This window comes from Polaromonas sp. P1_G1 (genome assembly GCF_056405595.1).
In genome coordinates this window covers 12,420-34,942 of record NZ_JBFUBU010000016.1, presented here as the reverse complement: position 1 = coordinate 34,942, position 22,523 = coordinate 12,420, and the positions used below count along the sequence as shown (strand labels likewise).

General features: G+C 66.1%; 25 protein-coding genes. 11 read left to right on the top strand and 14 right to left on the bottom strand.

What is annotated here, in order from left to right; all coding sequences use genetic code 11:
- Nucleotides 1-18: 18 nt before the first annotated feature.
- From AC1D1Y_RS10195 to AC1D1Y_RS10185, 3 genes are all read right to left on the bottom strand, one after another.
- Nucleotides 19-360: an Hpt domain-containing protein gene (locus AC1D1Y_RS10195; RefSeq protein WP_477682235.1), complete on the bottom strand. Its 342-nt coding sequence runs from the start codon at nucleotides 358-360 to the stop codon at nucleotides 19-21.
- Nucleotides 361-662: 302 nt separating this feature from the next.
- Nucleotides 663-1,820 carry an HPP family protein gene (locus AC1D1Y_RS10190; protein ID WP_477682279.1) on the bottom strand — a complete coding sequence of 386 codons (1,158 nt, stop codon included), beginning with the start codon at nucleotides 1,818-1,820 and terminating at the stop codon, nucleotides 663-665.
- Nucleotides 1,821-1,847: 27 nt separating this feature from the next.
- Nucleotides 1,848-2,690: a M48 family metallopeptidase gene (locus AC1D1Y_RS10185; RefSeq protein WP_477654333.1), complete on the bottom strand. Its 843-nt coding sequence runs from the start codon at nucleotides 2,688-2,690 to the stop codon at nucleotides 1,848-1,850.
- A gap of 25 nt (nucleotides 2,691-2,715) precedes the next feature.
- Between AC1D1Y_RS10185 and AC1D1Y_RS10180 the strand changes: the two genes are divergently transcribed.
- The 4 genes from AC1D1Y_RS10180 to AC1D1Y_RS10165 all read left to right on the top strand — a co-directional run bounded on the left by AC1D1Y_RS10180 (nucleotide 2,716) and on the right by AC1D1Y_RS10165 (nucleotide 7,417).
- On the top strand, nucleotides 2,716-4,335 hold the full coding sequence (locus AC1D1Y_RS10180) for an AmpG family muropeptide MFS transporter (protein WP_477682234.1): 1,620 nt from the start codon (nucleotides 2,716-2,718) through the stop codon (nucleotides 4,333-4,335).
- A gap of 196 nt (nucleotides 4,336-4,531) precedes the next feature.
- On the top strand, nucleotides 4,532-5,248 hold the full coding sequence (locus AC1D1Y_RS10175) for a response regulator (RefSeq protein ID WP_477654335.1): 717 nt from the start codon (nucleotides 4,532-4,534) through the stop codon (nucleotides 5,246-5,248).
- A gap of 6 nt (nucleotides 5,249-5,254) precedes the next feature.
- Complete coding sequence (locus AC1D1Y_RS10170) at nucleotides 5,255-6,499, top strand: ATP-binding protein (RefSeq protein WP_477682233.1); 1,245 nt, start codon at nucleotides 5,255-5,257, stop codon at nucleotides 6,497-6,499.
- 300 nt (nucleotides 6,500-6,799) lie between these two features.
- Nucleotides 6,800-7,417, top strand: a complete 618-nt coding sequence (locus tag AC1D1Y_RS10165; protein WP_477682232.1) for a carboxymuconolactone decarboxylase family protein — start codon at nucleotides 6,800-6,802, stop codon at nucleotides 7,415-7,417.
- On the opposite strand, the gene waaF is transcribed toward AC1D1Y_RS10165, so the two are convergent.
- The 6 genes from waaF to radA all read right to left on the bottom strand — a co-directional run bounded on the left by waaF (nucleotide 7,414) and on the right by radA (nucleotide 12,446).
- Nucleotides 7,414-8,424 carry a lipopolysaccharide heptosyltransferase II gene (waaF, locus tag AC1D1Y_RS10160; RefSeq protein ID WP_477682278.1) on the bottom strand — a complete coding sequence of 337 codons (1,011 nt, stop codon included), beginning with the start codon at nucleotides 8,422-8,424 and terminating at the stop codon, nucleotides 7,414-7,416. The genes AC1D1Y_RS10165 and waaF overlap by 4 nt on opposite strands.
- Before the next feature lie 91 nt (nucleotides 8,425-8,515).
- Nucleotides 8,516-8,731 (bottom strand): zinc-finger domain-containing protein, encoded by a 216-nt coding sequence (locus tag AC1D1Y_RS10155; protein ID WP_477682231.1) that lies wholly within the window; start codon nucleotides 8,729-8,731, stop codon nucleotides 8,516-8,518.
- 9 nt (nucleotides 8,732-8,740) lie between these two features.
- Nucleotides 8,741-9,679: a branched-chain amino acid transaminase gene (locus tag AC1D1Y_RS10150; protein WP_477682230.1), complete on the bottom strand. Its 939-nt coding sequence runs from the start codon at nucleotides 9,677-9,679 to the stop codon at nucleotides 8,741-8,743.
- An 83-nt stretch (nucleotides 9,680-9,762) separates the two neighbouring features.
- Nucleotides 9,763-10,176 carry a glycerate kinase gene (locus AC1D1Y_RS10145; RefSeq protein ID WP_477682229.1) on the bottom strand — a complete coding sequence of 138 codons (414 nt, stop codon included), beginning with the start codon at nucleotides 10,174-10,176 and terminating at the stop codon, nucleotides 9,763-9,765.
- 69 nt (nucleotides 10,177-10,245) lie between these two features.
- The gene (locus AC1D1Y_RS10140) at nucleotides 10,246-11,043 is read right to left on the bottom strand and encodes a metallophosphoesterase family protein (RefSeq protein ID WP_477682228.1); all 798 of its coding nucleotides are present in this window, start codon (nucleotides 11,041-11,043) and stop codon (nucleotides 10,246-10,248) included.
- A gap of 23 nt (nucleotides 11,044-11,066) precedes the next feature.
- Nucleotides 11,067-12,446 carry a DNA repair protein RadA gene (radA, locus tag AC1D1Y_RS10135; RefSeq protein WP_477682227.1) on the bottom strand — a complete coding sequence of 460 codons (1,380 nt, stop codon included), beginning with the start codon at nucleotides 12,444-12,446 and terminating at the stop codon, nucleotides 11,067-11,069.
- Between the two features lie 86 nt (nucleotides 12,447-12,532).
- Here radA and AC1D1Y_RS10130 point away from each other — a divergent pair, with 86 nt between their 5' ends.
- The 4 genes from AC1D1Y_RS10130 (at nucleotide 12,533) to AC1D1Y_RS10115 (ending at nucleotide 16,012) form a co-directional block, all read left to right on the top strand.
- Nucleotides 12,533-12,934, top strand: coding sequence for a 5-carboxymethyl-2-hydroxymuconate isomerase (locus AC1D1Y_RS10130; protein WP_477682226.1), 402 nt, complete (start codon nucleotides 12,533-12,535; stop codon nucleotides 12,932-12,934).
- A gap of 90 nt (nucleotides 12,935-13,024) precedes the next feature.
- Nucleotides 13,025-14,011: a Bug family tripartite tricarboxylate transporter substrate binding protein gene (locus AC1D1Y_RS10125; protein WP_477682225.1), complete on the top strand. Its 987-nt coding sequence runs from the start codon at nucleotides 13,025-13,027 to the stop codon at nucleotides 14,009-14,011.
- A gap of 82 nt (nucleotides 14,012-14,093) precedes the next feature.
- Entirely contained in the window at nucleotides 14,094-15,068 is a 975-nt protein-coding gene (locus tag AC1D1Y_RS10120; protein ID WP_477682224.1) for a 2-dehydropantoate 2-reductase, read from the top strand.
- Nucleotides 15,069-15,118: 50 nt separating this feature from the next.
- Nucleotides 15,119-16,012 (top strand): NAD(P)-dependent oxidoreductase, encoded by an 894-nt coding sequence (locus tag AC1D1Y_RS10115; protein WP_477682223.1) that lies wholly within the window; start codon nucleotides 15,119-15,121, stop codon nucleotides 16,010-16,012.
- A gap of 6 nt (nucleotides 16,013-16,018) precedes the next feature.
- Here AC1D1Y_RS10115 and AC1D1Y_RS10110 read toward each other — a convergent pair whose 3' ends face one another.
- The 4 genes from AC1D1Y_RS10110 to alr all read right to left on the bottom strand — a co-directional run bounded on the left by AC1D1Y_RS10110 (nucleotide 16,019) and on the right by alr (nucleotide 18,708).
- Nucleotides 16,019-16,432 (bottom strand): Cif family virulence factor, encoded by a 414-nt coding sequence (locus AC1D1Y_RS10110; protein WP_477682222.1) that lies wholly within the window; start codon nucleotides 16,430-16,432, stop codon nucleotides 16,019-16,021.
- Between the two features lie 183 nt (nucleotides 16,433-16,615).
- On the bottom strand, nucleotides 16,616-17,083 hold the full coding sequence (locus tag AC1D1Y_RS10105; protein ID WP_477682221.1) for an N-acetyltransferase family protein: 468 nt from the start codon (nucleotides 17,081-17,083) through the stop codon (nucleotides 16,616-16,618).
- Between the two features lie 12 nt (nucleotides 17,084-17,095).
- A complete protein-coding gene (locus tag AC1D1Y_RS10100; protein ID WP_477682220.1) occupies nucleotides 17,096-17,557 on the bottom strand; it encodes an RDD family protein in 462 nt (153 codons plus the stop codon).
- Nucleotides 17,558-17,613: 56 nt separating this feature from the next.
- Nucleotides 17,614-18,708, bottom strand: a complete 1,095-nt coding sequence (gene alr / locus AC1D1Y_RS10095; protein WP_477682219.1) for an alanine racemase — start codon at nucleotides 18,706-18,708, stop codon at nucleotides 17,614-17,616.
- Between the two features lie 179 nt (nucleotides 18,709-18,887).
- Between alr and lplT the strand changes: the two genes are divergently transcribed.
- The 3 genes from lplT to AC1D1Y_RS10080 all read left to right on the top strand — a co-directional run bounded on the left by lplT (nucleotide 18,888) and on the right by AC1D1Y_RS10080 (nucleotide 21,740).
- Complete coding sequence (gene lplT / locus AC1D1Y_RS10090; RefSeq protein WP_477682218.1) at nucleotides 18,888-20,168, top strand: lysophospholipid transporter LplT; 1,281 nt, start codon at nucleotides 18,888-18,890, stop codon at nucleotides 20,166-20,168.
- The gene (locus tag AC1D1Y_RS10085) at nucleotides 20,168-21,103 is read left to right on the top strand and encodes a DMT family transporter (RefSeq protein ID WP_477682217.1); all 936 of its coding nucleotides are present in this window, start codon (nucleotides 20,168-20,170) and stop codon (nucleotides 21,101-21,103) included. Before lplT ends, AC1D1Y_RS10085 begins: the two co-directional genes overlap by 1 nt.
- A 142-nt stretch (nucleotides 21,104-21,245) precedes the next feature.
- Nucleotides 21,246-21,740, top strand: a complete 495-nt coding sequence (locus tag AC1D1Y_RS10080; protein WP_477682216.1) for a glutathione peroxidase — start codon at nucleotides 21,246-21,248, stop codon at nucleotides 21,738-21,740.
- A gap of 13 nt (nucleotides 21,741-21,753) precedes the next feature.
- On the opposite strand, the gene AC1D1Y_RS10075 is transcribed toward AC1D1Y_RS10080, so the two are convergent.
- On the bottom strand, nucleotides 21,754-22,449 hold the full coding sequence (locus tag AC1D1Y_RS10075) for a helix-turn-helix transcriptional regulator (RefSeq protein ID WP_477682215.1): 696 nt from the start codon (nucleotides 22,447-22,449) through the stop codon (nucleotides 21,754-21,756).
- Between the last annotated feature and the right edge of the window lie 74 nt (nucleotides 22,450-22,523).

The window sequence follows — 22,523 nt, the reverse complement described above, 5'->3', positions numbered from 1 at the left end:
CAATCCGTTCGGGCGATGTCAGCTTGCGCCGTGAAAGCGCTGCTGCAGTTCTTCGACGGCCTTGCCGAGCTCGGCACAAGCCTCGGGCGCCAGCGCCTGGTCCTTGCCGACATGAGGTTCCAGGGCCAGCTCCAGCGCCTGCGCGGCCAGCCCGAGTTCCGCCCAGCCGAAGGTGGCCGCGGAGCCCGCCAGGCTGTGCGCATGGCGCTCCAGGGTTGGCAGGGCCTGGGCCAGGTCCTCGCCCCTCAAGATTTGCTGCCAGAGCAGACCGACCTGTTCCAGGCGGCGCGGCAGGGAACGGGTGTAATCGGCGCGCTGCTCCTCCAGGAATGCGAGCAGGGCCGGGTCGGTGCTCTTCATGGCTTGGGGATGGAGGGCACCCGCCCTGGACCCATGCCCCGCGGCCGCGAGGAAAGGGCAGCTTGTCCTGGAGGATAGGGAAGGCTCATGCGGCCCATCTTAAGGCGCAAGTATCAAAAAACAGCGTAGGACAAGTACGAGTAGTCACCGCACGCCACGCTGATTCGGCATGCGCCACCAGATGGGAAATCCGCCTCGGCCTTGCTTGCTAGGTCTTATGGCTTTATTCGAAACGAAGAATACGAAAAATCCGCCCGCACATGAGTACCTTTGACCTCATGCTTGGAGCATCCAGCCGCGTGTCAGGCGGCCGGGTCGGCGGCGCGTCCCAGTGCGGCGACCAGATCCGACTGGGTAATAATTCCGACCAGCCGCTCACCCTCCCCGATGATGGGAATGTGGTGGTGGCCCGTGCTGCCGAACAGCGGCACCAGCTCCACCAGCCGGCGCTGCCGGCCGGCCACGCGCACATTGCGGGTCATGATCTGCCCCACGACCTCCGGCTTTTCCGAATACACGCTGCGCGTGCTGCGCACCAACTGCCTGAGCTTGGCGTCAAAGCCGTCGTACAGGTCCAGGTCGGCGGCCCGCATGAAATCGGCGACCGTGATAATGCCGGCGATGCGAAAGCCGCGATCCACCACCGGCAACGCCTTGATGCGGCGTTCCCTCAGCAAGGCCCAGGCGTCCTCCAGCGGCGTGCCGAACTCCACCGTCACCAGGTCGCGCGACATGATGTCTTCACAGCGCACCTCGGCCAGCTTGCGCTCGTAGGCGCGCAGCCGGGTTTCGGCCAGCAGGGCCTTGAGGTCGTCGCGGCTCACGTCCAGCACCTGGTTGTAGCGCGCCAGCACGGCGTCCAGGTCAGCGTCGAGCTGCCGGTCTTCGGCCGAAGGCACTGCGCCCGGCGGCGGCAGCTGCGTGTGCGGGTAGGCCCGGCGCGTCGCGTTGTTGTAGAGAATGCCGACAGCCACCAGCAGCACCGAGTTGAGCATCACCGGATAAAAGGCGAACACCGGGCTGGAAATGCCGCCCAGCACCATCATGAGCGCCGTGGCGCCGCCCGGCGGGTGCAGGCAACGCAAAGCCAACATCAGCGCGATGGCGGTGGCCACCGCCAGGGCCGCGGCCAGTTCAGGTGAGCCCAGCAGGTGCACCCCGTGCACCCCGGCGATGCCGGCCAGCGCCGACAGCGTGTTGCCGCCCACCACGGGCCAGGGCTGTGCCATCGGGCTCGCCGGCACGGCAAAGACAAGCACCGCACTGGCCCCCAGCGGCGCTACCAGCCAGGGCAGGCCGGGCACTACCCGGCCTGCCAGGTGGCACAACAAACCCGTCAGAAAAATTCCCAGCAGCGAACCCGCCACCAGGCGCAGGCGCTCGCGTGTGTTGATGCGGGTACGCGCGGGGCGAAAGGACCGCCACCAGGCGCGCGAGAAGAATGCGGCGCGCTGCGTCAAACCAGGCACCAGGGGCGGCCAGCCAGCTTAGCCGCGGGCGCGCTGATACAAGCCCTGGACCTTGGGCACGTTGGCCTGCAGCTGCTGGATGCGCTCGGGGCCCGAGGGATGGGTGGACAGAAAATTGGGGCCACCGGCGCCGCCGCCGGCCTGCCCCATTTTTTCCCAGAGGCTGACGGCCGCCTGCGGGTTGTAGCCGCCGCGCGCGGCCAGTTCCAGGCCCACCAGGTCGGCGTCGGTTTCGTCCTCGCGGCTGAAGCGTAGCGTCAGCAGCTGCGTGCCTATGCTGGCGGCCAGGTCGCCCATCTGGCCCCAACCCAGCAGTTGCGCGCCCAGCGACAGCAGTGTGCCGGTGCCCTGGCTTTTGGCGATGCGCGCGCGGGCGTGTTCGCGTAGCGCGTGGGCCATCTCATGGCCCATGATCATGGCCGCCTCGTCGTCGGTCAGCTTGAGCTGGTCGAGGATGCCGGTATAGAAGGCGATCTTGCCGCCCGGCATGCAGAACGCGTTGATCTCCTTGCTGCCGAGCAGGTTGACTTCCCAGCGCCACTGCTTGGCACGGTCGTTCCATTGGGCGGTCTGCGGCACCAGTTTCGCGGCGATGGTGCGCAGCCGCTGCAGCTGCGCGTTGCCTTGCGGCGCCAGCGCGCCCTTGGCGCGGGCCTCGGCAAGCAGCTTGCTGTATTCCTGGGTGGCGGCGGTTTCAATCTCGTCGGCGGGCACGAGGTTGCGCAGCTGGGATGAGGGCCCGACATCCACCTGCGCGCGCAGCGGCAGGGTGGCAGCCGTCGCCGCGGTGCCGGCGGCAGCCAGCAGGAATGCCCGGCGGCCGGGCCAGGCGGAATGTTTTGCGTCGCATAAAAAGCACATGGGTGAATAATAGTCACAAATCGAAATGGCCATGTCAGACAAAACCCCCTCATCCGCCCTGGCACCGGGCGCCGCCTCCTCCCTCCCCGAATCCACCAGCACCGCACCGGTATCGTGGGCCAGCGTCTGGCGCGTGTACGCCGAGCGCGCCACGCTGCGCATGCTGCTGCTCGGGTTCTCGGCGGGCCTGCCGCTGTTGCTGGTTTTCGGCACGCTGAGCTTCTGGCTGCGCGAAGCGGGCATCGACCGCACCACCATCGGGTTTTTGAGCTGGATCGGCCTGGCCTACGGCTTCAAATGGGTGTGGGCGCCGCTGGTGGATCGCCTGCCGATACCGGTGCTCACACGCCTGCTGGGCCGCCGCCGCAGCTGGTTGCTGCTGGCGCAGTTCACCATCATCGGCGCGTTGTGCGGCATGGCGCTGAACGACCCGAAGCTGTCTCTGCAGCCCATGGTGTGGTGCGCGCTGGCCGTGGCGTTTGCGTCAGCGACGCAAGACATCGCGCTTGATGCCTTCCGCATCGAGTCCGCGGATGCCAAACGCCAGGCGGCGCTGGCGGCGGCCTACCAGACCGGCTACCGCATCGCGATGATCTGGGCCGGCGCCGGCGTGCTGTGGATCGCCGCGCGCGCCGAAGTCCCCAACGCCGCGGCCTACCAGCCTGGAGCGTGGCAAGCCGCCTACCTGGTGATGGCCTTCTCCATGCTGCCGGGAATCATCACCGTGCTGTTTTCAGCGGAGCCTGCCGAGCGCGCCCGCGCCGAAAGCGATGCTGAAACCGCGGCGACCCGCGCGCGCTTTGCCGCCACCGGCATTCCCCTGTATGGCGCGGTGCTGTTCGCGACGCTCGCGCTCCTCGTGTTGTTGCTGCTGATCGCACCCGGCATGGTCTTGCTGGGCTACTACCTGGCCCTCAGCGCCTACCTGTTGCCGGCGCTCATCTACGTGCTGGCCATCATCGGCCTGGCCAAAACCGGTATTCGTGTCGCGCTACCCGCGCGGCTGGTGCCGGCCGCCGTCTGGTTCGACCATGCCTTTTACCTGCCCTTCGCCGAGTTCCTCAAGCGCTACGGCAAGCAGGCCATCGTGATCCTCGCGCTGATCGCCATCTACCGCATCAGCGACGTTGTCATGGGCATCATGGCCAACCCGTTTTACGTGGACATGGGCTACACCAAGGACGAAGTGGCGGCCGTCACCAAAATCTACGGCGTCATCATGACGCTGGTGGGCGCCTTCATCGGCGGTGCCATGGCCATGCGCCTGGGCGTGATGCGCGTGCTGATGCTGGGCGCTGTGCTGAGCGCCGGCAGCAACCTGCTGTTCGCCTGGCTGGGCACACGCGGCCATGACGTCAATGCGCTGGTCTTCGTGATTTCGGCAGACAACCTCTCCAGCGGCATCGCCTCGGCGGCCTTCATCGCCTACCTCTCCAGCCTGACCAACGTCAACTACTCGGCTACCCAGTACGCACTTTTCAGTTCCATGATGCTGCTGTTGCCCAAGTTCCTGGCCGGCTATTCGGGCAAATACGTGGATGCCTTCGGTTACAGCCATTTCTTCACCGCGACCGCCTTGCTGGGCCTGCCGGTACTGGTACTGGTCGCGCTGGCCTCGCGGATGCAGACCCCGAAATCCCAATAGGGACAGCGACCTAGTGCTATCAAATCGATAGCTCCAAAACAACTACCGGACGTACGCGCGGCGGAGTATGCTGGTGGGCCGCCGCCCGGTTTACCGTAACTTTACGATGGCTTCAAGTGCGATTGTTGCGTGCGGCGCAGCATAAACCCATTGTGATCCACCCCGGGGGACACACCCTGCAACCGAGGACCCATCCATGACCCAACAACTCCTGATGATCGAAGACGACGCCCGCCTGGCCAACATGGTGGGCGAGTACCTGCGCCAGTCGGGCTATGGCTTCACCCACGCGGCCGACGGCGCGAGCGGGCTGGCCGCACTGGAGGGCAACACGCCCGACCTGGTCATCCTGGACCTGATGCTGCCCGACATGGACGGCTTGGAAGTGTGCCGGCGCATCAAGGGCCAGGGCAGCGAAACCGCCAACACTGCCGTGCTGATGCTCACCGCCAAGGGCGACCCCATGGACCGCATCGTCGGCCTGGAAATCGGCGCCGACGACTACCTGCCCAAGCCCTTTGAACCCCGCGAGCTGCTGGCGCGCATACGCGCCGTGCTGCGCCGCGGCGGCGAAACCGGCAATGCCGCGGCCAACGGCAGCCACAAGGTCATGCGCTTCGGCTCGCTGGAAATCGACCGCGATGCGCGCACTGTCTCGGTGTCGGGCACCCCCTGCGAACTCACCTCCTACCAGTTCGACCTGCTGGTGGCGCTGGCCGAACGCGCCGGTCGCGTGCTGAGCCGCGACCAGATCATGGAAGCCGTGCGCGGCCGCGAACTCGAAGCCTTCGACCGCTCCATCGACGTGCACATGGGCCGAATCCGCAGCGCCATCGAGGCCGACGCCAAGGACCCCAAACGCATACTCACCGTGCGCGGCGTGGGTTATGTGTTCGCCAAGCAGCAGGACTGAGTTTTTATGTGGACCAGGTTTACATCTCACTTGTATGTGCGCATCTGGCTGGCCGTTGTCGCGACGGTCGTGGTGTTGACCTTCCTGGTCGGCGCGGCCTGGCGCCTGAGCGCCGACCCGCCTCAACTGCCGATACGCGAAGTGCTGGTGCACAACGACAAGGGCGAAGTCATAGGCACGGCGCAGACCCGTCCCGACCGCAAGCTCGGCGACGACCTGGAGTTTGACGTCACAACCAAAGACGGCCAGACGCTGAACCTGCTGCTGCCCCGGCCCAAGCGCCCGCCCGGCAGCAATCCCTGGATGCGCCCGCCTTTCGGCTTCGGCTTCGGCTGGATGCTGGGCCTGGTCGGCCTGGCCGTGGCGCTGGGGGCCTACCCCGTCATGCGCCGGCTGACGCAGCGGCTCGAAGCCCTGCAGCGCGGCGTGGAACGCTGGGGCGCCGGCGACCTGTCGGCCCGCGTCAATGCCGAAGGCACGGACGAAGTGGCCTTCCTGGCCCGGCGCTTCAACCACGCAGCCGAGCGCATCGAGACCCTGATGGAATCGCACAAGTCGCTGCTGGCCAATGCCTCGCATGAACTGCGCTCGCCGCTGGCACGCATCCGCATGGGGCTGGAATTGATGGGCACCGACGCCGCCTCGCCGCAGCGCAAGGAGATCTCACGCAGCATCACCGAACTCGACCAGCTGATCGACGAAATCCTGCTGGCCAGCCGCCTGGACGCCAAGCAGGCCGATGCCGAGCCCTTTGAAACCCTGGACCTCACGGGCCTGGCGGCCGAGGAATGCGCGCGTGTCAATGCCGAACTGAGCGCCGAACTGGACAAGGCACCCAACGCCGGGCTGGGACTGGACGCCACCAGCCACAGCCTGACCGTGCAGGGTTCGCCGCGCCTGCTGCGCCGGCTCATCCGCAACCTGCTGGAAAACGCGCGACGTTACAGCACCGGCGACATCAACCTCGAACTCGCGCAGACCCGCGTCGGCGCCAGGCAGCTGGCCGTGGTCAAGGTGCACGACCGCGGCCCGGGCGTTCCTGCCGGCCAGCGTGAGCGCATCTTCGAGCCCTTTTACCGCCTGCCCGGCGCCAGCGAGCGCGAAGGCGGCGTGGGCCTGGGCCTGGCGCTGGTCAAGTCCATCAGCCAGCGGCATGGCGGCAGCGTGCGCTGCGAGGCACGGCCCGGCGGCGGCGCCTCCTTCATCGTGGAACTGCCCGTGGCCCATGCGCTGGCCCCAGCGGCAGTGTGAAATAAGTCACGAAATCCCGGCCGATTCAGCAAAAAACCCACGTCCTCCTCTATTTGGAGAATGGTCAAAGCGGGTGCAATCGGCGACAGTTCCCGGCGTTGCTGTCACAACACCCGCAATTGAGGGAAACAGGGAAATAAAACAGACGTCGGTGAAGCATTTATTGATCTCCCAACGACGTTCTCCCACCCAGGAGAACCTTCAAAAGGCCACCGCGAGGTGGCCTTTTTTTTGTCCCGGCACCGGGCAGCGCGGGCTTTGATACCCTAGGGAATCTCTCCCACCACAGGACGCCAAGCCATGAGCACCTCCTCCCAGCCCGCCAACATTCCCCAGGGCTTTTTCCCTTCGACTGCGGACCGCATGCCGCTGATGCCGCGCGAGGCCATGTCGCCGGCGCAGCGAGAAGCCGCCGACGCCATCATCGCCGGGCCGCGCAAGGCCGTGTTCGGCCCCTTCATCCCCCTGCTGCGCAGCCCGCAGCTCATGGGCCGCGTCGGCGACGTGGGGGCTTACCTGCGCTTTGAGAGCACGCTGGACGCGCGCATCCGCGAACTCGCGACCTGTGTCGCCGCGCGCCACACCGCCAACCAGTTCGAGTGGCTGATGCACGCCCCGCTGGCGGTGGCCGCTGGCGTGGCCCAGGCCACCGTGGACGCTATCGCCGACGGCAGGCAGCCCACGGGCATGGCCGCCGATGAAGCGGTTGCGCTGGACCTGGTTTTTGAGGTGCTCCGGCAGCACGGCTGCTGCGACGCCACCTATGCCGCGGCCGTCAAGACCTTTGGCGAGCAAGGTGTGGTCGAGCTCGTGAGCCTGGTCGGCTACTTCGTGATGGTGTGCTGGGTGATGAACGTGGCGCGCACGCCGGCGCAGGGCAAGCCGGGCGTCGAGCCCCTGTCGCCCTTCCCTGCTTAGGGCTTTGGCGCCAGCGCCGCCAGCACGCGGTCGGCGCCGATGTCGTTCAGGCAGCGCGTATGACCCAGCGGGCATTCGCGCTCAAAGCAGGGCGCGCAGTCCAGCGGCGGCTGGTAATCCGCGTCGGCTTTGAGCCAAAGCACTGCCGCCTTGTCGCTCAACGGCGGCGTGTGCAGCGGGCTGGACGAGCCGAAAATCGCGACCTGCGGCACGCCGAAGGCCGCGGCCACGTGCATCAGGCCCGAATCGTTGCTGATGGTGGATTTGCAGGCAGCGATCAGGCACAGGGCCTGCACCAGCGAGGTCTTGCCCGCGAAGTTCAGGCATTTGCCGGGCTGCACCGCGTTCACGGGCGCGGCGATTTCCTCGCACAGCGCCGCCTCCTTACCCGAACCCAGCAACACCACCGGCAGGTCCAGCCGCGCGGCCAGTTCCGAAAAATGGCGGGCCGGCCAGCGCTTGGCGGGACCATATTCGGCGCCGGGCGCGAACACATGGAAGCCGCCGCGTTGCAAGCCGAGTTCCGCCAGCGCCTGGTCGATATCAGCGGGCGCCATCTGCAGCCGCGGCCGGTCTTTCTCCAGGTCGGCGCCACCGCTCAAGGCCGAATAAAACGCCACCATCGGCGGTTTGTTCTTGGGGTTCTTGAGCCGGTGCGTGAGCAGGCCCACACGCGCCTCGCCGAAATAGCCGATGCGCTCCGGGATGCTGGCCAAGAAGGGCAGCAACGCGCTTTTCAGCGAATTCGGCAGCACGTAGGCCTTGTCGAACCGGCCTTCAATGCGCTTGGCGATCGCGCGGCGTTCGCGGAACTGCAGGCCGCCGTGCGCAAAAGGAAATTCAATGACCTCGGCCACCTGCGGCATGGCGCGATACACCGGCGCCACCCAGGGCAGGGCCCCCACCGTGAGGCGCTCGCCGCGCGCATGCAAGCGGCGCAACAAGGGCTCCGTCATCACCGCGTCGCCTATCCACTGCGGCGCAACTATCAGTGACTCCCCCCCGATGCGGCCTTCGGCCGCCTCCCCCTCAAAGGGGCGCCGCTTGCGGCCCGGCAAAGCCGGTTCCGCGGCGGCCGCTGGAAGGGAACGAGGCACGCTAGTGACCGGCGCCGAAATGCTCGCCGGCTTTGAGCTGGTACACCGTGCCGCAGTAAGGGCACTTGGCACTACCGGTGCGTGCCACGTCCAGGTAGACCTTGGGATGGCTGTTCCAGATTTTCATGTCGGCCTTGGGGCTGGGGCAGTAGACGCCGCCTTGCGCATTGAGGTCCGAAGCCAGCAGTTCAACGGAAGAAGAGGTAGTGGTGGTCATGGTGCGGACTCAAACCTTGGCGAGCCAGTGGGCGTATTTCGGATTGCGGCCATTGACGATGTCAAAGAAGGCGCTCTGGATTTTTTCGGTGATGGGGCCGCGCGAGCCGGCGCCGATTTCGATGCGGTCGAGTTCGCGGATAGGCGTGACTTCAGCGGCCGTGCCGGTAAAGAATGCCTCGTCGGAGATGTACACCTCGTCGCGCGTGATGCGCTTTTGTACCAGTTCCAGGCCCAGGTCCTTGCAGATGTGCAGGATGGTGTTGCGSGTGATGCCGTTSAGSGCRCCGGCCGACAGGTCGGGCGTGTAGACCACGCCGCCCTTGACCACGAAGATGTTCTCGCCCGCGCCTTCGCTGACGAAACCCGAGGCGTCCAGCAGCAGCGCTTCGTCGTAGCCGTCGTCCAGCGCTTCCATATTGGCCAGGATGGAGTTGGTGTAATTGCTGACCGCCTTGGCCTGCGTCATCGTGATGTTGACGTGGTGGCGCGTGTAGCTGGAAGTCTTGACGCGGATGCCGCGCTTCATGCCCTCTTCACCGAGGTARGCGCCCCAGGCCCAGGCSGCSACCATCAGGTGGATCTGGTTGCCCTTGGGGCTGACGCCCAGTTTCTGCGAACCAATCCAGGTCAGCGGGCGGATGTAGCAGGACTCCAGCTTGTTCTCGCGCACGACGGCTTTGGTGGCTTCGTTGACTTCAGCCTGGGTGAAGGGAATCTTCATGCGCAGGATCTTGGCGCTGTTGAAGAGGCGCTCGGTGTGCTCTTCGAGGCGGAAGACCGCCGTGCCGCCGGCCGCGTTGTAGGCGCGCACRCCYTCRAAGGCGCCGCAGCCGTARTGCAGSGTGTGGCTCAGCACGTGGATCTTGGCGTCACGCCAGTCGACCATCTGGCCGTCCATCCAGATTTTGCCGTCGCGGTCTGCCATGGAGGGTGCTACTGGGGACATGATGGGATCCTTGTTCTGAGTGGGGTGATGCGGGCCCCCGGGTGCGCCGCGGGGGCGCGCCCGGAAAACCTGAAATACGGATTTTACGGGGCGGGCGGCGCCGCGTCCTGCGCCGGCCTGAAAAGCTCGTGGTGCGCCAGTTTGCCGCCCACGAAGGTGCAGGTGACATGCGACTCGCCGGCGTCGGCCCAGCGGAAGATCTCGGGCTGCGCGTCCTCGGCGGAAACCCGCTCGCCCAGGGCTCGCGTCATGGCCACGACATGCAGCAGCGTCATGCCGGGCTTGAGCTTGGCGTTGAGCATGACCGCGCTGTCGACATAGCCGATGGGGCGGTTGGCCGCGCGTTTCAGGACCTGCATCATGCGGGTGAAATGCAGCAGCACCCACATGACCGCGCCGCCGGCGACCGCGGCCACACCGGCCCAGCCGTAAAAGCGATAGCCCAGCACAATAGCCGCGACACCGGCCACGGGAACAAAGATTTTCTGGAAGTTCATGGCGCTATTTTCGCAGCCCTGGCGGGCCACCGGACTGCGGGGAGTGCGTAGGCCACTGAAACCCGCTTTTCAGGCCGCCCGCGCGGCCCAGCCCGTGGCCAGCGCATGCGCCCAGTCGGCGCGTCCGCGGCCCGCCGCCACCCGCGATTGCGCTTCGTGGCCGTAAGGCACGGCGCGCAAATCGACCCGCCAGCCCGCGGCGGTTTTTTCGGCGATGGCGTAGCGCGCGTGCGGCGCACCGTTTTCCACCACATGGGGATGCGGGTGTTCGTCGTCATAGGCCTGCAGGCCGACACTGCCGGGGTTCAACACCAGCACCTTGCCGCACTGCACCAGGCGCGGCACATGGGTGTGGCCGCACAGGACCAGCGAATGCCCGCCCTGCGCCGCGCCGCCCAGCCGCTCCATCACTTCATCCTCCGTGGCCGGCCGTATGCCGGTGGGGTGGCCCCCGCCTCCACGGCCAAACCCCGCAACCGTGGTTTCCAGCCAATAGACCAGGTCGCTGCCCGGCGTGCCGTGGCACAGCAGGATGTCACCGCCGGCAAGTTCCAGGCTCTCGGGCAGCCCGCGTATCCAGGCCACATGCGCCGCCGTCAACTGGGCGGCCGTGTAGCCGTCGGTGCCCAGCGGATCCAGGTACTGGCCCTGGTCTATCAGCTCCAGCACCTGGCGCTCGTGGTTGCCGCGAATCGTGGTGAAGCCGCGCGCCATCAACAGGTCGGCGGTTTCGGCCGGCTGTAGCGGCCCGCTCAGGATGTCGCCGAGGTTCACGGTCTGGTCCACACCCTGCTGTTCGATATCGGCCAGCACGGCCTCAAGCGCCGGCAGGTTGCCGTGGATGTCGGAAATGGCGGCGAGTTTCATGGGTTTGTCCTTCGAGTCGATTTTTAACTCAGGCTACGCACCACTTCCATGGCCTCTTCCACCCGCTCGACGGCGTGGATGGCCAGGCCCTCGATGGGCTTTTTGGGCGCATTGGCCTTGGGCACCACGGCCACGCTGAAACCCAGCTTGGCCGCTTCCTTGAGGCGCTCCTGGCCGCGCGGCGCCGGGCGCACCTCGCCGGCCAGGCCGACCTCGCCAAAGGCGATAAAGCCCTTGGGCAGCGGCTTGCCGCGCAGGGACGAGGTAATGGCCAGCATCACGGCCAGGTCGGCCGCCGGCTCGCTGATGCGCACACCGCCCACGGCGTTGACGAACACGTCCTGGTCCATGCAGGCCACGCCCGCATGGCGGTGCAGCACGGCCAGCAGCATGGCCAGGCGGTCGCGGTCCAGGCCCACCGACAGGCGCCGCGGGCTGGGCCCGCCGTTGTCGACCAGCGCCTGGATTTCCACCAGCATGGGCCGCGTGCCTTCCAGCGTCACCAKCACGCAGCTGCCGGGCACCGGCTCRSYGTGCTGGCTCAAAAAGATGGCGCTCGGATTTGCGACGCCCTTGAGGCCTTTTTCCGTCATCGCGAACACACCGATTTCGTTGACTGCGCCGAAGCGGTTCTTGATGGCGCGCACCAGGCGAAAGCTCGAATGTGTGTCGCCTTCAAAATAAAGCACGGTGTCCACCATGTGTTCCAGCACGCGCGGGCCGGCCAGCGCGCCCTCTTTGGTCACGTGGCCTACCAGCACGATGCACACACCGCTGGACTTGGCCGCGCGCGTGAGGTGGGCCGCGCACTCGCGCACCTGCGCCACCGAGCCGGGCGCCGAGGTGAGCTGGTCGGAATAGACGGTCTGGATGGAGTCGATCACCGCGATCGCGGGCTGCGTGGCTTCCAGCGTGGCGAGGATTTTTTCAAGCTGGATTTCCGCCAGCACCTTGACCTGCGAACCGTCCAGCCCCAAGCGGCGCGAGCGCAACGCCACCTGCGCGCCGCTTTCTTCACCGGTGACGTAAAGCGTGCTGAGGCCGGCGCGCTGCAGCGAATCCAGCGCCTGCAGCAGCAGGGTCGATTTGCCGATGCCGGGGTCGCCGCCTATCAGCACCACGCCGCCCTCGACGATGCCGCCGCCCAGCACGCGGTCCAGCTCCTCATTGCCGGTGGGCGTGCGCTCCATGTCGGTGGCTTCGATATCGGACAGCGCGGTGACTTCCGAAGCCTTGGCCAGCGACTGGAACTGGCTGCTGTAGCGGTTCTTGGCCGGCGCGTTGCTTTCGGCGGCCGATTCGATCAGCGTGTTCCAGGCGTTGCAGTGCGGGCACTTGCCCAGCCATTTGGGGCTGCTGCCGCCGCATTCGGTGCAGGTGTAAATCGTTTTGTCTTTGGCCATGCGTGATGTTACTGTACAAATAACCAGGCTTTGGGTTTTGGTCATGATGCGGGAATTCCGCCATCCCCGCATTCCCACACCTTGCCATGCCGCACCTGAACATTCAATACACCGCCAACCTCGACGCACTCACCGACATGGGCCAACTCTGCAACACCCTGGCCGCCACTCTGGTGGCGCTGCGCGCTGAAGACGGCGCCTCGCCGCTGTTCCCGGTCGCCGGCACGCGGGTCATGGCCTGGCCGGCGCCGCACTTCGCGGTGGCCGACGGCCAGCTCGGCCGCACTTTTATCTATATGAATCTGCTGATCACGCCGGGCCGAAGCGAAGCGCTCAAAAAGCGCGCCGGCGATGCCCTGCTGGCCGCCGCAAGCGCGCACCTGGACCCGGTGTTCGCCCAGCACGCCGTCGGCCTGACGCTGCACATCGACGAAGGCACGCCGGTCTACGAAGGCAAGCGCAACAACTTGGCCGCGTACCTCAACTGAATCCCGCCTGGCGTGCATGAAGGCGCGCTTTTACAGACAATAGCTTTTCCGCATTCCCACCGACTCCCCAAAGCCCCCCGAGGACACACCATGAACATCTCGCGCCGCCAGCTCATCCAGTCTTCCAGCGCCGCCGCCCTGCTGGCTGGCATAGGCCGGCAAGCCTGGGCCCAGGCCCTTGACAGCACCAAGGTCATCGCCGGCTTCGCACCCGGCGGCACCGCCGATATCGTCTCGCGCCGCGTAGCCGACAAGCTGCACCCCGGCTACGCCAAAAGCGCTGTGGTCGAGAACAAAACCGGCGCGGGCGGCCAGATCGCCGTGCAGTTCGTCAAGACGGCCGCGCCCGATGGCGCCACGGTGCTGCTCACGCCCATGTCCATGCTGGGCATCTATCCCCACACCTACAAAAAACTGCCCTACGACCCGGTGGCCGACCTGACCCCGGTGTCGGCTGCGGCGATTTTTGACTACGGCTTCGCCGTCGGCCCCATGGTGCCGGCCAGCGTGAAGAACGTGCCCGACTTCCTCGCCTGGTGCAAGGCCAACCCCGGCCAGGCCAACTTCGGCTCGCCGGCCGCCGGCTCCTCGCCGCACTTCATAGGCGCGCTGTTGGGCCGCGCCGGCAACGTGGACCTGCGCCACGTCGCTTTCCGCGGCACCCAGCCCGCGGTGCTGGACATGGTGGGCGGGCAGATCGCCGCCGTGTCCGGCCCCACCGGCGAATTCACCCAGCACGTGGCGTCCGGCAAATGCCGCTTGCTGGGCACCAGCGGCCCCAAACGCAGCCGCTTCACGCCCAACACGCCCACACTCGTGGAGCAGGGCTTCAAGGACATGGCCTTTACCGAATGGTTCGGCTTCTTCCTGCCCGCCAAGGCGCCGCAGGACGTGGTGCAGCGCCTGAATGCCGGCATCCGCTCCGCGCTGGCCTCGCAAGAGGTGATCGACGGGCTGGCCGTGTCCTTCCTGGAGCCGGCGCCCACCTCGCCGGCCCAGCTGGCCGCCATGCTCAAGGCTGACACCGAGCTTTGGGGCCCGCTCGTCAAGGCCGTGGGCTTCACACCAGAAGGCTAGCCCGCCGCGACCCCGCTGAGCAGGCACCGCCCTCTTCCCCCGGGCGGACGGTTTTGTGATCAAGAGAACGATGGACCACAGCATGAAGGTATGTATTTACGGCGCCGGCGCCATAGGCGGCTGGATAGGTATGGGGCTGGCGCGCGCCGGCTGCAGCGTCAGCGTGGTGGCGCGCGGCGCCACCTTGCAGGCCCTGCAACTGCACGGCCTTCGCCTGAACCAGGGCGGGCAGATCACCTCGCAGGCCGTGGCCTCCAGTGCCGTGCCGGCCGAACTCGGTGTGCAGGACCTCGTGGTGCTGGCCGTCAAGGCGCCCTCGCTGCCTGAGGTCGCGCGCCACATCGCGCCATTGCTGGGCCCCGACACCCTGGTGCTGACCGCCATGAACGGCGTGCCCTGGTGGTTTCTGCAGGGCTTTGGCGGCGCGCTCGCGGGCCAGCGTTTAAGTTCGGTCGACCCCAGTGGTGAACTGGCCAAAGCCATCCCCGCCCGGCACATCGTCGGCTGCGTGGTGCATGCGAGTTGCTCACTCGACGAACCCGGCCAGGTGCACCATCATTTCGGCAACAAACTCATCATCGGCGAGCCTTCGGGCGACAAGACGGCGCGCGTGCTGCAGCTCGCCGCGCTGCTCGAAAAAGCCGGCTTCGAGGCCCCGGTGTCCGACCAGATCCAGAAGGACATCTGGTTCAAGCTCTGGGGCAATATGACCGCCAACCCCATCAGCGCGCTGACCGGCGCGACCATGGACCGCGTTCTCGACGATGAGCTGGTGACCGCCTTTACCCACAGCATCATGCTGGAAGCCAAGGAAATCGGCGCGCGCATCGGCATCCCCATCAACCAGACTCCCGAAGAGCGCCACGTCATCACGCGCAAGCTGGGCGCCTTCAAGACCTCCATGCTGCAGGACGTGGAGGCCGGCAAACCGGTGGAGCTCGACGCGCTGGTGACGGCCGTGCGCGAACTGGGCCAGCTCACAGGCGTGCCCACGCCCTGCACCGACGCCTTGCTGGGCCTGGCGCGGCTGCAGGCGCGGGTCAAGGGCCTGTACTGAATCCCCGCCTCTCTACTCAATTTTCACCACCACTTCTTTCAGGAGACAGCATGAAACACATAGGCGTCATAGGCGCATCGGGCCTGATGGGCCACGGCATTGCGCGCAACCTGCTGGCCAAGGGCTTCACCCTGAGCCTCACCGTTCACCGCAACACCGAGCGTGTAGCCGACCTGCTGGCCGCCGGCGCGAAACAGGCCGCCAGCCCTGCCGAACTCGGCACCTGCGATGCCGTGGTGATCTGCGTGACAGGTTCGCCGCAGGTCGAAGAAACCTTGCTGGGCGCGAACGGTGTGCTCTCCAAAGCCAAGGCCGGCCTCATCGTGATCGACACCTCGACCAGCGAGCCCGAATCCACGCGCCGCCTGGCCGCCTTGTGCTCCGAGCGTGGCGCCACCCTGGTCGACGCGCCGCTGGCGCGCACGCCGGTGGAAGCCGAACTCGGCAAGCTCAACACCATGGTGGGCGCCGAACAGGCGGTGTTCGACAAGATCCGCCCGGTGCTGGCGGCCTATTGCGAAAACATCTTCCACGTCGGCGGCCCCAGCGCCGGCCACGTCGTCAAGCTGCTCAACAACTTCATAGGCCAGGCCATCTGCACGGCCACGGCCGAAGCCTTCGCCGTGGGCGCGCTGGCCGGCATCGAGCCGCAAAAGCTGGTCGACGTGGTGTCCGCCGGCGCCGTCAACTCGGGCCTGTTCCAGGCCATGGCCAAGACCCTGGGCGGCGACTTCACCGGCCTCAAGTTCGAACTCGACAACGCGCGCAAGGATTTGCGCTACTACACCCACCTGGCCGAGATGGTCAAAGTGCCATCCCTGGTCGGCGAAGCCGTGCACCAGAGCCTGGTGACGGCCAGCGCGCTGGGCCACGGCAAGGAATTCGTTCCGGCGCTGGTGAAGGCGCAGGAAAAACTCACGGGCGCAAAGATCGCGCCGCAATAAATCCGCTCAGCCCTTTTTGAATCCCATCATGACGACGACGTTAATCCTTGGCCGGCCGTCGTCGCCGATTCGCATGACATAGGTCGAGGCCTCCGACTCCGGCCGCGCCTGGCCCTTGGCGTCGAGGTAAGGCCAACGCACATGGACGGAGGCCAGCTTGTCCGTCAGCCAGGTGACCGACTGGACTTCGGGCCGCGTGTCGGTGATGTCCATGTCCTTGTATTGTTTGGCGGCGCCGCCATAGAACTCTTCCACCTCCCGCAGCGTGGCGACGGCCTTGGTGCCCTGGTCCGCGACGATCAGCGCGGGGACTTCCCAGCAAGTCGCGGCGGTCTTGCCGTCGCCGCGGGTAAAAGCTTTGGCGAATGTTTCGAGCATGGACTGCAGGTCCTGCTCTTTTTTGGTTTCAGACTGGCTCATGGGCACTCCTTGGCGCCGGCATCCCGAACGGCTGCAAGGCTTCACCGGCATGGCATCACAGCGGGCGGCGCGTGGGTTTCGAGCGGCCCTGATTAAAAATTAGCGGGTCGCGACAAGGGCTGGCGTCCGCCAAAACCTACACCGCGTGTGGGCCGGCGCGAAGGTCTCGAAAGGGAGTGGTGGTTACAGCGCCTTGGCGTAAACCACAAAGCCGGATTTCTCCGCCACCTGGTCGTACAGCCGCATGGCCGTGGCATTGGTTTCGTGGGTTTGCCAGTACACCCGGTCGCAGCCCGCCGTCCTGGCCTGTTCATAGACAGCCTCGATCAAGGCTTTGCCGACACCGCGGCCGCGCACCGATTCGGCCGTGAACAAATCCTGCAGGTAGCAGACCGGAACGATGCGGGTGCTGCTGCGATGGAACAGGTAGTGCGTAAGCCCCACGAGTTCGCCGCCGGCTTCGGCTACCAGCGCGTGAATCGGCTCATAGGCATCAAAGAAACGCGACCAGGTCATGGCGGTGACCTCGTCCGCCAGCGCCGTGGGGCCGGAACGGCCGTAAAAACGGTTGTAGCCGGCCCAGAGCGGGAGCCAGGCGGCGAAGTCCGATTTGCGGATGGGGCGGATGGTGAGGGAAGAAGTATTCGTCATGAAGGCGGGATCTCAGGCAGTAAATTCCACGGGTCGGGTGGTGCCGGATTTTTTGCGCACCACCACCGTGCCGGCCATCTTGTCGTGCCAGCCCTGCTTGCGCGCATCAAACGCCACCCAGAAGAGGCCCAGGCCGAAAGGGATGGAAGAAACAAAGTAACCGAGGTAGCGGATCAGCAGCTGGCCGGTGCTGGGCTTGTTGCCGGTTTTGGCATCCACGATGCGCGCGGCAATCGCCATTTTGCCGGGCGTGGCCTGCCGCGTCAGCCAGAACAGCAGCACTGCGACGGCCGGCAGCACCCAGGAGATCAGGAAATCCAGGGGGCCGTGGACGAAGTCCGTTCCTCCCCAGTAGGCGTCGCCGTAAATCGCCGTCAGCAGCGGGTAGACCAGCACACAGATAAGCAGGGTGTCGATGATGGACGCCCAGACGCGAATCCAGAAGCCTGCGTATTCCAGTTCCGATGTATCCATGAAATCCGTCCCTTCCGTGATTGAGCGCGCAATGCACCATTCCATCAGGAGCGGCTCTACTCCACAGCGACCGGCACACGCTGAGCGAGTGCGCACATCAGTTCATAGCCCACCGTGCCGCCGGCCTGCGCCACTTCGTCGATCGGCAGCTCAGCGCCCTTGGCCGCGCGGCCCCACAAGATCACCTCGCTGCCCATGCCGGCGCCGGGCACGGGCGTGAGGTCCACCGTGATCATGTCCATGCTGACACGGCCCACCATGCGGGTGCGCACGCCGTCCACCAGCATGGGTGTGCCGGTGCTGCAGTGGCGCGGGTAACCGTCGGCATAACCGCAGGCGACGATGCCTATGCGCAGCGGGGCGTCGGCTGTGAAGCTGGAGCCGTAGCCCACGGTGTCGCCGGCCTTGAGCTCCTGCACGCCGATGATTCTGGACGACAGCGTCATCGTCGGCTGCAGGCCCCAGCCGGCGGCCGTGTGTTCGGGGAAGTCGGGCGCGCTGCCGTAGACCAGGATGCCCGGCCGCACCCAGTCGGAACGCCCAGCCAGCGCGTCGCCGTGGCGCAACGTGGCGGCGCTGTTGCTCAAGGTGCGCTCGCCGGGCAGGTCGTGCGTGACGGCGTCGAAGGCCTGCAGCGCCGCGGCTATGCCTTTGGGGCCGTCGGCGTCGGAGAAGTGCGTCATCAGCGTGATCTCCTCGACCTGCGGCAGCGCGTTCAGGCGCGTCCAGGCGGCGCGGAAGCGCTCGGGCGGAAAGCCCAGGCGGTTCATGCCCGAGTTCATTTTGAGAAACACGCGGTGCGGCAGCTGCGTCTTGTGGGCGGCCAGCATGTCGATCTGCTCGTTGCAATGGATGGCATGCCACAGGCCCAGGCGCGAGCACAGCTCCAGGTCGCGCGCGTCAAAACAGCCTTCAAGCAGCAGGATGGGGCCGCGCCAGTCGAGCGCGCGCAGGCGCTGCGCCTCGGCCAGGTCCAGCAACGCGAAGCCGTCGGCGCTGCGCAGCGCGTCAAAAACACGCTCGATGCCGTGGCCGTAGGCATTGGCCTTGACGATGGCCCAGACCTTGGCATCGGGCGCGGCCTCGCGCGCGCGGCCCAGGTTGTGGGCCAGTGCGGCGGTGTGGATGGTGGCGAGAATGGGACGTGGCATGGCGCGGTGATGTGTGGTTGGTGTGGGATAGCGGGATCGGCGGGCCGGAACGTATTCGAGGGCTTTTCTCATTCTGGCACCGCCCCCCATGCTATAAACCGGAATCGTCTGGAGACATTCACCCTTATCTTGCAGCATCAGATCGGCTGATGCAGTGCCGCAATGACCACAACAGTTTAATGAAGCGCGGTTTTTACACCATCATGGCGGCCCAGTTCTTCAGCTCGCTGGCTGATAACGCGCTGTTTGTGGCCGCCGTGGAGCTGCTCAAGACCAGCGGGGCGCCCAAGTGGCAGCCGGCGGCGCTGGTTCCCATGTTTGCCCTGTTTTACGTCGTGCTGGCCCCTTTTGTGGGTGCTTTCGCCGACGCGCGGCCCAAGGGCAACGTCATGTTCGTGAGCAACGCGATCAAGGTGATCGGCTGCCTCATGATGCTGTTCGGCTCGCATCCGCTGCTGGCCTACGCCATCGTCGGGCTGGGCGCCGCCGCTTATTCGCCCGCCAAATACGGCATCCTGACCGAACTGCTGCCGGCTTCGCAGCTGGTCAAGGCCAACGGCTGGATCGARGGGCTGACGATTTCCTCCATCATYCTGGGCGTGCTGCTGGGCGGSCAGCTGGTCGGCCATACCGTGTCCAACCTGCTGCTGTCCTTTGACTTCCCCATTTTCGAGACCGGCATAGACACCGCGCCCGAAGCGGCGATCTCCGTGCTGATCCTGCTGTACATCATCGCGGCCTGGTTCAACACCCGCATCCCCGACACCGGTGTCGAGATGCGGCCCATGCCCCGCAACAAGCTCGAACTGCTGCCCGACTTCTGGAACTGCAACTCGGCGCTGTGGCGCGACAAGCTGGGCCAGATTTCCCTGTCCACCACCACCCTGTTCTGGGGCGTGTCGGGCAACCTGCGCTACATCGTGCTGGCCTGGAGCGCCGCGGCCCTGGGCTACAGCACCTCGCAGGCCTCCTCGCTGGTCGGCGTGGTGGCCATAGGCACGGCCGTGGGCGCCGTGCTGGCCTCCATGCGCATGCGCCTGGACCAGGCCACCAGCGTGATGCCGCTGGGCATCGCCATGGGCCTGCTGGTCATCCTGATGAATTTCATCGGCAACGTCTGGGTAGCCGCGCCCTTCCTGATCCTGCTGGGCGGCCTGGGCGGCTTCCTGGTGGTGCCCATGAACGCGCTGCTGCAGCACCGCGGCCACAACCTCATGGGCGCGGGACGCTCCATCGCGGTGCAGAATTTCAACGAGCAGGCCTGCATCCTGAGCCTGGGCGCTTTCTACAGCCTGTCCACCGGCCTGGGCCTGTCGGCCTTCGGCGCCATCACCGCCTTCGGCGTCGTGGTGGCCGGCTTCATGTGGCTGATCCAGCGCTGGCACAAAAGCAACACCGTCAAATACAAAGAGCAGGTCGACCACCTGCTGAGCATCGCCCGCAGCGATAAATCGCACTGATGCAAGTTGATGCGTCTCACGGTGTTGCTGCAGGCAACACCTCCAAAGCCGTTCTTGCCCTCACCCTCAACGCCTTCATCTGGGGAGTGTCCTGGTGGCCGCTGCGCCAGCTGCAAGGCCACGGGCTGCACCCGCTGTGGACCACGGCCCTGGTCTACGCGGTCGTGGTCACCGGCCTGCTGACTTTGCGCCCGCAAGCCTGGCGCGGCTTCCTGGCCCATCCACAGCTGTGGTTCCTGGCGGCCGCCTCCGGCCTGACCAACGTCGGCTTCAACTGGGCCGTGACTGTGGGCGACGTAGTGCGCGTGGTGCTGCTGTTTTACATGATGCCGGCCTGGTCGGTGCTGGTGGCCTGGGTCATGCTGGGCGAAAAACCCACGCCAGCCTCACTGCTGCGCCTGCTGCTGGCCATGGCCGGCGTGCTTATCGTGCTGAAGACGCCCGAATCTCCCTGGCCCGTGCCGCAAAGCGGCGCCGACTGGCTGGCCATCATGGGCGGCTTCAGCTTCGCGGTGACCAATGCCGTGCTGCGCAAATACAAACACACGCCGAGCGAATCGCGCATGCTGGCGATGTTCGGCGGCAGCGGCCTGATGGCGGCCTGCGCCGCGTTGGCGGGCATGTCGCAGGCCCTGGTGCCCGCGCCGGCACTGGCGTCGGCCGGCATCCCGGTGGTGCTGGGGCTGGCGCTGGCCTTCATGGCCAGCAATGCCGGCCTGCAATACGGCGCGGCACGCCTGGCCGCCGGCACCACGGCCATCGTGATGCTGACCGAAATCCTGTTCGCCAGCCTGTCCTCGGCCGCGCTGGGCGCTGCCGAGCTCACGCCGCGCGTGCTGCTGGGCGGCTGCCTGATCGTGCTGGCCGCCGTACTGGCGGCCATGGCGCCATCGGCGACACCCCAAACCGCGCCCGGCGGTGCAGAATCGCACTAGAGCAATAGCCCCCACGCTTTTCGCTTACGAGCCTACGGCGATGCGCTGCCCCTTGCACAAGAAGAGGGGGGAGCTAATTTCCCTTGGGGCGGCCCGGCGGGAAATTGCATCTTTTCGATAGCAGCTCACACAGGAGACAACCATGGGCGCAGCAAAAACGGTTTACGACTTCCAGGCCAAGGACATCACCGGCAAAGACGTCCCGCTGGAAGCTTTCAAGGGCAAGGTCATGCTCATCGTCAACACCGCCAGCAAATGCGGCTTCACGCCGCAGTTCGCCGGGCTGGAAGAACTGTACAAACAATATTCCGGCAAAGGCCTGGCGGTCCTGGGTTTTCCCAGCAACCAGTTTCTTTCGCAAGACCCCGGTAGCGACGACCAGATCGCCGAGTTTTGCCAGGTCAACTACGGCGTGAGTTTCCCCATGATGTCCAAGATTGACGTCAACGGCCCCGGCGCCCACCCGCTGTACCAGTGGCTGTCGGCCGAGGCACCCGGCCTGCTCGGCATCAAGTCCATCAAATGGAACTTCACCAAGTTCCTGGTCGGCAAGGACGGGAAGGTCATACGGCGTTATGCGCCTTCGGACAAGCCTGCTGACCTTGGCAAAGACATCGAGGCGGCGCTGGCGGCCTGAGACGCCTGGCGAATCAGGCTGGTTTGGCGTTGGCCTTCTTCACCGAGCGCAAATAATCCGCCAGCGTGCGGCCGGCTTCATGCCCCACACGCTCCTCGAGCACGTCGACCTCGGCCATGCGGTCCACGCGAAAGCTGCGAAAGTCCTGCCGGGCTTCGCACCAGGCGCCCAGCGTCCAGACGCTGCCCCAGTAAAAGCAGCCCAGCGGCCAGAGCACGCGCCGGCTTTCCCGCCCTGCCCCGTCAAGGTAGCGCACATCCACCTTGCACCGCGCATGCACCGCCTCGCGCAAGCGCTGCAGGCTGTGCTGCGTGGCCTCATCGGGGTTGATCACCACCGCATACAGCGGCACGCCCTCGGCCGCCGTGCGCGCCGCGGGTGGCAGCACCGAAAAAATCTTGCTCCAGGCCGCTTCCGCATCACCGGCCATGGCCGGGTCCAGCCAGGCCTGGGCCAGACGCACCGAAGCGGCCAGCGCATTGGCCTCTTTTTGCGTGAACATCAGCGGCGGCAGATCAAAACCCGCGCCCAACCGGTAGCCCACGCCGGCCTCCCCCTCGATAGGCACGCCCTGGTGCTGCAGGTCGGCCACGTCGCGGTAAATCGTGCGCTCCGACACCTCGAGGCGTTTGGCCAGGAATTCAGCGGTGCTCAGGCGGCGGCCGCGGATCAGCTGGACGAGWTGGAAGAGGCGGTCGGCGCGGCGCATGTGAGTTAAGGGATTTGAAAAGATTGGAGCTTACCGCGTGGGGCCAATTGCTGAGCGCGGCTATAGTTCCTCCA

What these genes read in the sequence shown, in the direction of transcription:
- AC1D1Y_RS10120 (WP_477682224.1), top strand. Translation starts at nt 14,094, where the DNA reads ATGAAGGTATGTATTTACGGCGCCGGCGCCATAGGCGGCTGGATAGGT.
- AC1D1Y_RS10140 (WP_477682228.1), bottom strand. Translation starts at nt 11,043, where the DNA reads ATGAAACTCGCCGCCATTTCCGACATCCACGGCAACCTGCCGGCGCTT.
- AC1D1Y_RS10100 (WP_477682220.1), bottom strand. Translation starts at nt 17,557, where the DNA reads ATGGATACATCGGAACTGGAATACGCAGGCTTCTGGATTCGCGTCTGG.
- AC1D1Y_RS10180 (WP_477682234.1), top strand. Translation starts at nt 2,716, where the DNA reads ATGGCCATGTCAGACAAAACCCCCTCATCCGCCCTGGCACCGGGCGCC.
- alr (WP_477682219.1), bottom strand. Translation starts at nt 18,708, where the DNA reads ATGCCACGTCCCATTCTCGCCACCATCCACACCGCCGCACTGGCCCAC.
- AC1D1Y_RS10170 (WP_477682233.1), top strand. Translation starts at nt 5,255, where the DNA reads ATGTGGACCAGGTTTACATCTCACTTGTATGTGCGCATCTGGCTGGCC.
- AC1D1Y_RS10130 (WP_477682226.1), top strand. Translation starts at nt 12,533, where the DNA reads ATGCCGCACCTGAACATTCAATACACCGCCAACCTCGACGCACTCACC.
- AC1D1Y_RS10175 (WP_477654335.1), top strand. Translation starts at nt 4,532, where the DNA reads ATGACCCAACAACTCCTGATGATCGAAGACGACGCCCGCCTGGCCAAC.
- AC1D1Y_RS10105 (WP_477682221.1), bottom strand. Translation starts at nt 17,083, where the DNA reads ATGACGAATACTTCTTCCCTCACCATCCGCCCCATCCGCAAATCGGAC.
- AC1D1Y_RS10195 (WP_477682235.1), bottom strand. Translation starts at nt 360, where the DNA reads ATGAAGAGCACCGACCCGGCCCTGCTCGCATTCCTGGAGGAGCAGCGC.
- AC1D1Y_RS10110 (WP_477682222.1), bottom strand. Translation starts at nt 16,432, where the DNA reads ATGAGCCAGTCTGAAACCAAAAAAGAGCAGGACCTGCAGTCCATGCTC.
- AC1D1Y_RS10115 (WP_477682223.1), top strand. Translation starts at nt 15,119, where the DNA reads ATGAAACACATAGGCGTCATAGGCGCATCGGGCCTGATGGGCCACGGC.
- AC1D1Y_RS10085 (WP_477682217.1), top strand. Translation starts at nt 20,168, where the DNA reads ATGCAAGTTGATGCGTCTCACGGTGTTGCTGCAGGCAACACCTCCAAA.
- AC1D1Y_RS10080 (WP_477682216.1), top strand. Translation starts at nt 21,246, where the DNA reads ATGGGCGCAGCAAAAACGGTTTACGACTTCCAGGCCAAGGACATCACC.
- AC1D1Y_RS10155 (WP_477682231.1), bottom strand. Translation starts at nt 8,731, where the DNA reads ATGACCACCACTACCTCTTCTTCCGTTGAACTGCTGGCTTCGGACCTC.
- AC1D1Y_RS10125 (WP_477682225.1), top strand. Translation starts at nt 13,025, where the DNA reads ATGAACATCTCGCGCCGCCAGCTCATCCAGTCTTCCAGCGCCGCCGCC.
- AC1D1Y_RS10145 (WP_477682229.1), bottom strand. Translation starts at nt 10,176, where the DNA reads ATGAACTTCCAGAAAATCTTTGTTCCCGTGGCCGGTGTCGCGGCTATT.
- AC1D1Y_RS10165 (WP_477682232.1), top strand. Translation starts at nt 6,800, where the DNA reads ATGAGCACCTCCTCCCAGCCCGCCAACATTCCCCAGGGCTTTTTCCCT.
- AC1D1Y_RS10185 (WP_477654333.1), bottom strand. Translation starts at nt 2,690, where the DNA reads ATGTGCTTTTTATGCGACGCAAAACATTCCGCCTGGCCCGGCCGCCGG.